Below are 7751 nucleotides of genomic sequence, written 5' to 3' on the forward strand. Positions count from 1 at the left end.
AATGGACTGGAACTCAATCTGTGCTCTATACAGGAAAGTAATGAGTTTTTAGATGGAACTGGCAGAGAAGCAGTGGAGTACTTCTGCAATTCACAATCCACAGGACACAGTGTACAGCTGAAGGAGGATGTTAAGTATTTAATTGAAACCTTTAAAGATGCCGGGGAGTATGGCTCCATAATTGAAGTTGAAAAGGTTGATTTTGAATTATTAGAGCAGAGACTTGAGGAGATAGCCGGGGAAGATAATCTGATGTTTGCAGATTATAAAAGCATACTTTTAGACAGGATGGGAGCGTTGGTGAAGCAGGCTGAGATAATGGGCAGGGAATATGAAATCTGTGTTACTAATCCGCCCTATATGGGATTTAGAGGGATGAATAATAATTTATCTAAAAGAATATCAAGTGAGTTCGAGAAGTCTAAATTGGATATGTTTGCTGTATTTATCGAAGTGTGTATTAGATTTTCGAGTGTATTTACAGCATTGATAACTCAACAGTCATGGATGTTTTTAACAAGTTATGAACGACTTAGAAAATATATCATAAAAAATGTAAATATAGAAACATTGGTTCAATTTGGAGCAGGGGCATTTAGTGATATCAAAGGTGAAAAAGTTAAAGTGGCATCTTATATTTTTAGAAAGAAAAGGATTGATAATTTTAAACCAACTTTTATCAGGCTAGTTCAATACATGGATCCAATGAAGAAAAGAATAGAGTTTTTTAATAAAAATAATGTATATATAAAACTGAAACAGAATGATTTTGAAAATATATTGGGAAGTCCTATTGCATACTGGGCTAATGAGACCATGCTTAATGTATTTATTGAGGGCAGCAAATTTGAAAGTAAAATCGATATAACAGGAAGCCAACACATTACAGCTGATAATAATAGATATTTGAGAATGCTGTGGGAAGTTAATAAATTTTCAATAGGACAGAGATGGATAACATATGCCAAGGGAGGAAATTATAGAAAATGGTATGGCAATATTGAGATGCTGGTCGACTGGTCAGATGCTGCTAAAAATTTTTATAAATTCAATAGGACGTCAAATATGATAAATGAAAAGTATGTTTTTAGAAAGGGAATTACGTGGACTGCTACTACAACATCCAAATTTTCAGCACGAATTTTACCTAAAACAGGTACTTTTGACAAGAAAGGCCCAGCACTTTTTGTTATGGATAATAAAAAATTTTATTTATATATAGGATTTATGAACAGCTCTGTCACAAATTATATATTATCTATGTTCAGTGATGGCCAGGATTATCAAAATATAGATATAAAAAGATTGCCGGTAATTGAATTAAGTGATTCTAATATAGGATTCATAAATTTATTAGTGAAAAAATGTATAGAAATTTCAAAGAATGACTGGGATTCTTTTGAAACGTCCTGGGATTTTAAAATTCACCCACTTTTACTGGCCGATAGTAGAAAGCTCACGGCAGACAACGGGAATATGAGATATACTAATAACTATCCACTTAAAACTGCCCGCTTATCCGATGCTTTTTATATGTGGCAGTCCTTTGCGGACAGGCAGTTTCAGCAGTTAAAGCATAATGAAGAGGAGCTTAACGGGATATTTATCCGTATCTATGGACTGCAGGAGGAGATTGTACCTGAAGAGGAGGATAGGGATGTTACTGTCAGAAAGGCAGACAGAGAGAGGGACATAAGATCATTTATATCCTATGCTGTAGGATGCATGTTCGGCAGGTACTCCATCGATGTAGAAGGCCTTATATATGCGGGAGGGGAGTTCAGTTCTCATTTTAGGGTGAACAATTCACAGTCTGGAGAAAAAACCTGGCAGGTGAGAAAAATAGAGAGAGACAATGACGGGAACATCATATCGGACTTTTGGACAGATGTCTCCTTTGATCCTGAACGGGACAATGTCATTCCCATTACGGAAGATGAATATTTTGAAGATGACATAGTTTCAAGGTTTATCAGATTTGTGAAGATTGTGTACGGTGAAGATACCCTGGAGGAAAATCTGGATTTTATAGCTGATTCTATAGGAAGAAAATCTTTTGAAACGGCGAGACAGTCCATTAGGAGGTATTTTGTCAGAGAATTTTACAGTGATCATGTAAAGAACTATAAGAAGAGACCTATTTACTGGCTCTTCGATTCCGGGAAAAGCAACGGATTCAAGGCGCTTATTTATATGCACAGGTACAGCGATCAGACTGTAGCTAAAGTCAGGATGGATTATCTGCACGTGCTTCAGAGAAAATATGGGACTGAAATTGAGAGACAGAGGCTTATAGTTGATTCGGAAGATTATTCATCAAGAGAGAGAAATTCTGCTAAGAAGAAAATATATAGGATAAAGAAGCAGATGGAAGAGTGCAGAGAATATGACCAGGCTGCGGCATATCTAGCAAATAAGAGAATACAAATTGATCTAGATGAAGGAGTTAAAGTAAACTATGCCAGATTTCAGGAAGTTGAAGTCATTGATTCCAGCGGGAAAAAAGTTGAAATGAATTTGCTGGCTAAAATATAATGTGGAGGTAAACAATGAACTTACAGAAAGTAAAAAATTTTTTGAAACAATTATTTTCAAAGCCGCTGGGATATGGAAAAAGACGTCATATTGTATTTTGGTATGACAGTAACAAAGATTTTATCGAAGATATAGACGATTTGGACATTAAATCTGTAAAAATAATCAAACTTACAGACAGAAATGCCTTTAAATTTAAATATTATATAGAAAAAGAAAATACAACTGACAATATACTTATATATTCAAATTTGGAAAAGCCACTGCCTCAGGAAGATTGGCTCTATGATATTTATCGTTATAGTGAAGAATTTTCTACAGATAGAGCTGCTGTGATAATGAGGGAACTCAATATAAAAGATCCTTCTTTTAAAGAAAAATTTAAATTTTATAATGCTTTTTTTAGGAGTAAAGAGAGAATAACTTCTTTTAAAAATTTAAGTATAGAGGATTATACTGAAGAAAAGATTGATATTGGAGTCCTTGCAGTTTTAACTAAAGTTAAAATTATGGATATGGAAGAAATATTAAAGGCCATATTAAAGGACTATTTAGATGGCGAAAATAAAATCTATGAGAGCATAGGCAAATTTGGAAATTTGAATTCACTTTGGGATCTGATAACAAAGTACTACGGGTATGGATTTGAAAAGAGGAACCTGGGCATGTTTATGGCAATGCTTCTGATCACCAATATGGAAAGTGCCATCAGCTTTCAGATTCCAAAACAATATAAAACACTCATATCTTCTAAAAAAACAAACTGTATAGTATTTGTTAATCATTTTATGAACAGCAGTGTAGATGAAAAACACTACGACAAAATGCAGCAGCTTATTTCAAATAAACTGAAAATAAATATGCTTTTAAATAAAAATAGTTTGGATACTTTTATTGACTGTGATATTTTTGATGAAATTGATAGGATTATATTGCTGAGAATCAGCAATCTTTTAGAAGATGGAGTAGGTGAATACAGCAGATATTTGAGTATTATAAGCAGGAGAAGAACTGCACATTTTTATAGAAAATATGAAAATGAATATAAGACATTAAAGTGGACTATAAATATGTTAAATGAAAAAGAGAAGCTCAATTCAAATATAAAGGAAGAATCCTCCTTCGATATGTTTAAATCCTATGTAGATAGATATTATTATTTTGATGAGGCTTATAGAAAATTTTATTATCACTATGACAGCTGTAAATGTAAAGATGAACTGAAGGATTTAAAAGAGATAGTTGAGAATTTATATAACAACTGGTATTTGAAGGAACTGTCCATTAAATGGTTTAATTCTTTAGAAGGGAATAAGAACTGGAGAATAGAGGGCTTAAACTGGCAGAATAAATTTTATGAAAAATTTGTTGAACCTTCTAAAGAAAGAGTATTTGTAATAATTTCTGATAGACTTAGATACGAAAGTGCCAGGGAACTTTTTGTAAGGCTTAACAATGGGAGAAAAGGGAAAGTTGAAATTGAATACATGCAGGGAGTAATTCCTTCCTGTACAAAACTTGGTATGGCATCTCTGCTTCCAAATACAAAAGTAGAGATCGATGATAAATACGATGTGTTGGTAGACGGAATTAACAGCAGTGGAACTGAAAATAGGGATTTAATTTTAAAAGATAAAGATCCTAAGTCCCTGGCAGTTAGATATGATGATGTCATGGTTATGAATGATATTGAAATCAGGAAAAACTTTGTCGGAATGGATGTGGTTTATATTTACCATGATGAAGTAGATGCCATGGGAGACAATTGTAAAACTGAAGGAGACGTATTCTCGGCAACAGAACTTGCTTTTGATGAGATAATTTCACTTGTAAATAAGCTTGTAAATAGAGTTAGTGCTGCAAGTATAATCATAACGGCAGATCATGGCTATCTGTACAGGAGAAGCGGAATTCAGAAAAGCGATAAAGTATCATGTGTCAATTATGTTCATGATGGAGCTATGCTCCAGGAAATAGTGGTTCCACTCATTAAGTTTAAAAACGACAGAAGTGCATTTTCAGTCAATGATATAAGAAAAGCAAAAATATCACTTACAAGTATATCCCGAAAGATTACGAATATTATTATTTATCTTGAATTTTTTCAGGAGGAAAGAATTCAAGATAAAGTTATTGTACAAAAAATAAAATGTTATTTTGAGGATAAAGATGGGAATAGAATATCAAATGAAAATATCATAATTGGAAATTCTGTATCGGAAAATCCTAAAGAAAGAACGTACAGGGAAAAATTCGTTTTAAAAAGTATGCACTATGACAAAAAAGAGCAGTATTTTTTGATAATTCAAGATGCTGATGAAAGTAATAAAATTTATGAAAAAATACCATATACCATTGATGTTTCTGCAGCTGATGAGTTTGATTTCTGAAAGAAGATATACATGAATCTCGATGAGTTAGGAGAAAAGCAGCCGTGGATAAAAATAAAATAAAGGCATTTGCCGTATGGGCCAGGGAAAATTTAATAGAAGCAGTTAGTGAAAAAGCCAACCTGATAGGTGTAGGCGGGCAGAAAATAGACACTGCAGTGGAAATCCAGGGCGGATTCAAATTAAATGGAAGTGGAGATATATTCAAGCTTCCGAAGAATCAGAGAGATGCCCTTGTAGGGCAGGTAAGGAGAAGGGGGTTTAAGCCAGTTATGGAGGAGGCTGCCTATACCTGGTTTAACAGATTTATGGCACTTAGGTATATGGAAGTTAACAATTACCTTCCCCTTGGTGTGAGAATACTTTCTTCAATAGAGGGAAAAAATGAACCGGATGTACTTTTTAGAATTTCAGAGACAATAGAGGAATTAAAACTTGATGGAGACAGTGTATATGAGCTTCTGGACAGTGGGAAAATTGAAGATAGAGAAGAAGCTTATAAATACATATTGATAAAACAGTGCAGTGAACTTGGCAGTATAATGCCCCAGATGTTTGAGAAAATAAGTGATTATACGGAGCTGCTCTTTCCTGGTCATCTTCTTGATAAGGGTTCCGTGATAGGGAAGATGGTGGAGGACATACCGGAAGATGACTGGAAAGAGGGAGTGGAAATAATAGGATGGATGTACCAGTACTACATATCCGAGAAGAAGGATAAGGTGTTTGCAGCACTTAAGAAAAATGTAAAAATAACAAAAGAGAATATACCTGCCGCAACACAGCTTTTTACTCCTGACTGGATAGTTAAATACATGGTTGAGAATTCACTGGGAAGGCTGTGGCTTGAGGGTCACCCGGATGCAGAACTGCAGGGAAAATGGAAGTATTATATTGAAGAAACCGGGCAGGAGCCAGAAGTTGAGGAAGAACTGGAGAGTATAAGAGAACAATACGGCAAATTCAGACCTGAGGATATAAAAGTGCTGGATCCATGTATGGGCTCGGGACATATACTGGTTTATGTCTTTGAAGTATTCTATGAAATATACAAGAGGGAAGGGTATTTGGAGAGGAAAATACCAAGGCTTATACTTGAAAACAATCTGTACGGGCTGGATATAGACGAGAGGGCAGTACAGCTGGCTTCATTTGCACTTATAATGAAGGCAAGACAATACAACAGGAGGCTGTTTAGGGATATAGAGAAAAATGGACTGGAACTCAATCTGTGCTCTATACAGGAAAGTAATGAGTTTTTAGATGGAACTGGCAGAGAAGCAGTGGAGTACTTCTGCAATTCACAATCAACAGGACACAGTGTACAGTTGAAGGAGGATGTTAAGTATTTAATTGAAACCTTTAAAGATGCCGGGGAGTATGGTTCCATAATTGAAGTTGAAAAGGTTGATTTTGAATTATTAGAGCAGAGACTTGAGGAGATAGCCGGGGAAGATAATCTGATGTTTGCAGATTATAAAAGCATACTTTTAGACAGGATGGGAGCGTTGGTGAAGCAGGCTGAGATAATGGGCAGGAAATATGAAATCTGTGCTACTAATCCGCCCTATTTAGGAAGAAAAGGTATGAATAGCAATCTAAAAATATACCTGGAAGACAAATTCAATGATTCAAAATATGATTTGTTCTCTGTATTTATGGAAAAATTGAGTTCATTTTCAGGTGATAATTGTATATATGCCGTGATCAGTCAGCATTCGTGGATGTTTCTATCATCCTATTATAAATTGAGAGAAAAGATGCTGGATAATGAAGTTACAATAAACATGCTGCATTTAGGTGCTAGAACATTTGATGAAATAGCCGGGGAGGTTGTACAATCTACTGCTTTTGTTCAGAGAAAGTTTGCCAACAGCAAATATAAAGGTAGATACATTAGATTAGTGAATATGTCATCCAGGAAAAAAGAAGTAAAAACGATAAGTATTATAAAAAGTGGTTTTGGAATATATGATTGCAGTGAAAGTGTATTCAAATGTTTACCCGGTTGTCCAATAGCGTATTGGATTAGTGATAATATGAAAAGGTTGTTTGAGAATACAGCACCTTTGGGTAATATTGCAGAGCCAAAACAGGGAATGGCAACAGCAGACAATAACAGATTTACAAGGTTATGGTTTGAGGTAAACAGAGATTCTATGGGTATAAGATATAAAAATGCAAGTACTGCAGAAAAGAGTTCGAAGAAGTGGTTCCCATATAATAAGGGAGGAGATTTTAGAAAGTGGTATGGTAATAATGAATTTGTCGTCAACTGGAAGCACAATGGATATGAAATTAAAAACTATAAATCATCAGTAATAAGAAATGAAGATTTTTATTTTAAAAAGGGAGTAACCTGGTCTCTAGTTAGTACTTTTAATTTTGCAGCAAGATTAAGTCAGCAAGGTTTTTTGTTTGATGTAGGAGGCTCCTCAATATTTCCTAAAGAAACTTTTCTTGAATATGTCTTGGCATTGATGAATTCGAAAATTACCTATGAGGTTTTAAAGATAATAGCACCTACAATTAATTTTCAGGTTGGAGATATTAAGAAAATACCATTGATTTTACATGACAATAGTGACATCAAAAGAGACATTATGGAATTAACCAGAAACAATATAGAAATTTCAAAGAATGACTGGGATTCTTTTGAAACGTCCTGGGATTTTAAAATTCACCCACTTTTACTGGCCGATAGCGGAAAGCTCACGGCAGGCAATGGGAATAGGAGAAGTACTAATAACTATCCACTTAAAACTGCCCGCTTATCCGATGCTTTTTATATGTGGCAGTCCTTTGCGGACAGGCAGTTTCAGCAGT

General features: G+C 34.7%; 3 protein-coding genes. All 3 read left to right on the forward strand.

What is annotated here, in order from left to right:
• On the forward strand, positions 1-2535 hold a 2535-nt coding region (pglX, locus tag LN736_RS18530; RefSeq protein WP_229982188.1), incomplete at its 5' end, for a BREX-1 system adenine-specific DNA-methyltransferase PglX.
• Between the two features lie 14 nt (positions 2536-2549).
• Complete coding sequence (pglZ, locus tag LN736_RS18535; RefSeq protein WP_229982189.1) at positions 2550-4925, forward strand: BREX-1 system phosphatase PglZ type A; 2376 nt, start codon at positions 2550-2552, stop codon at positions 4923-4925.
• A gap of 44 nt (positions 4926-4969) precedes the next feature.
• A partial coding sequence (gene pglX, locus LN736_RS18540; RefSeq protein WP_229982190.1) for a BREX-1 system adenine-specific DNA-methyltransferase PglX occupies positions 4970-7751 on the forward strand: 2782 nt, incomplete at its 3' end.

Source organism: Clostridium aromativorans (assembly GCF_020908015.1).
Lineage (GTDB): Bacteria > Bacillota > Clostridia > Clostridiales > Clostridiaceae > Clostridium_B > Clostridium_B aromativorans.

Excerpts from the sequence above, each read along its gene's own strand:
- pglZ (WP_229982189.1), top strand. The coding sequence starts at position 2,550 with ATGAACTTACAGAAAGTAAAAAATTTTTTGAAACAATTATTTTCAAAG.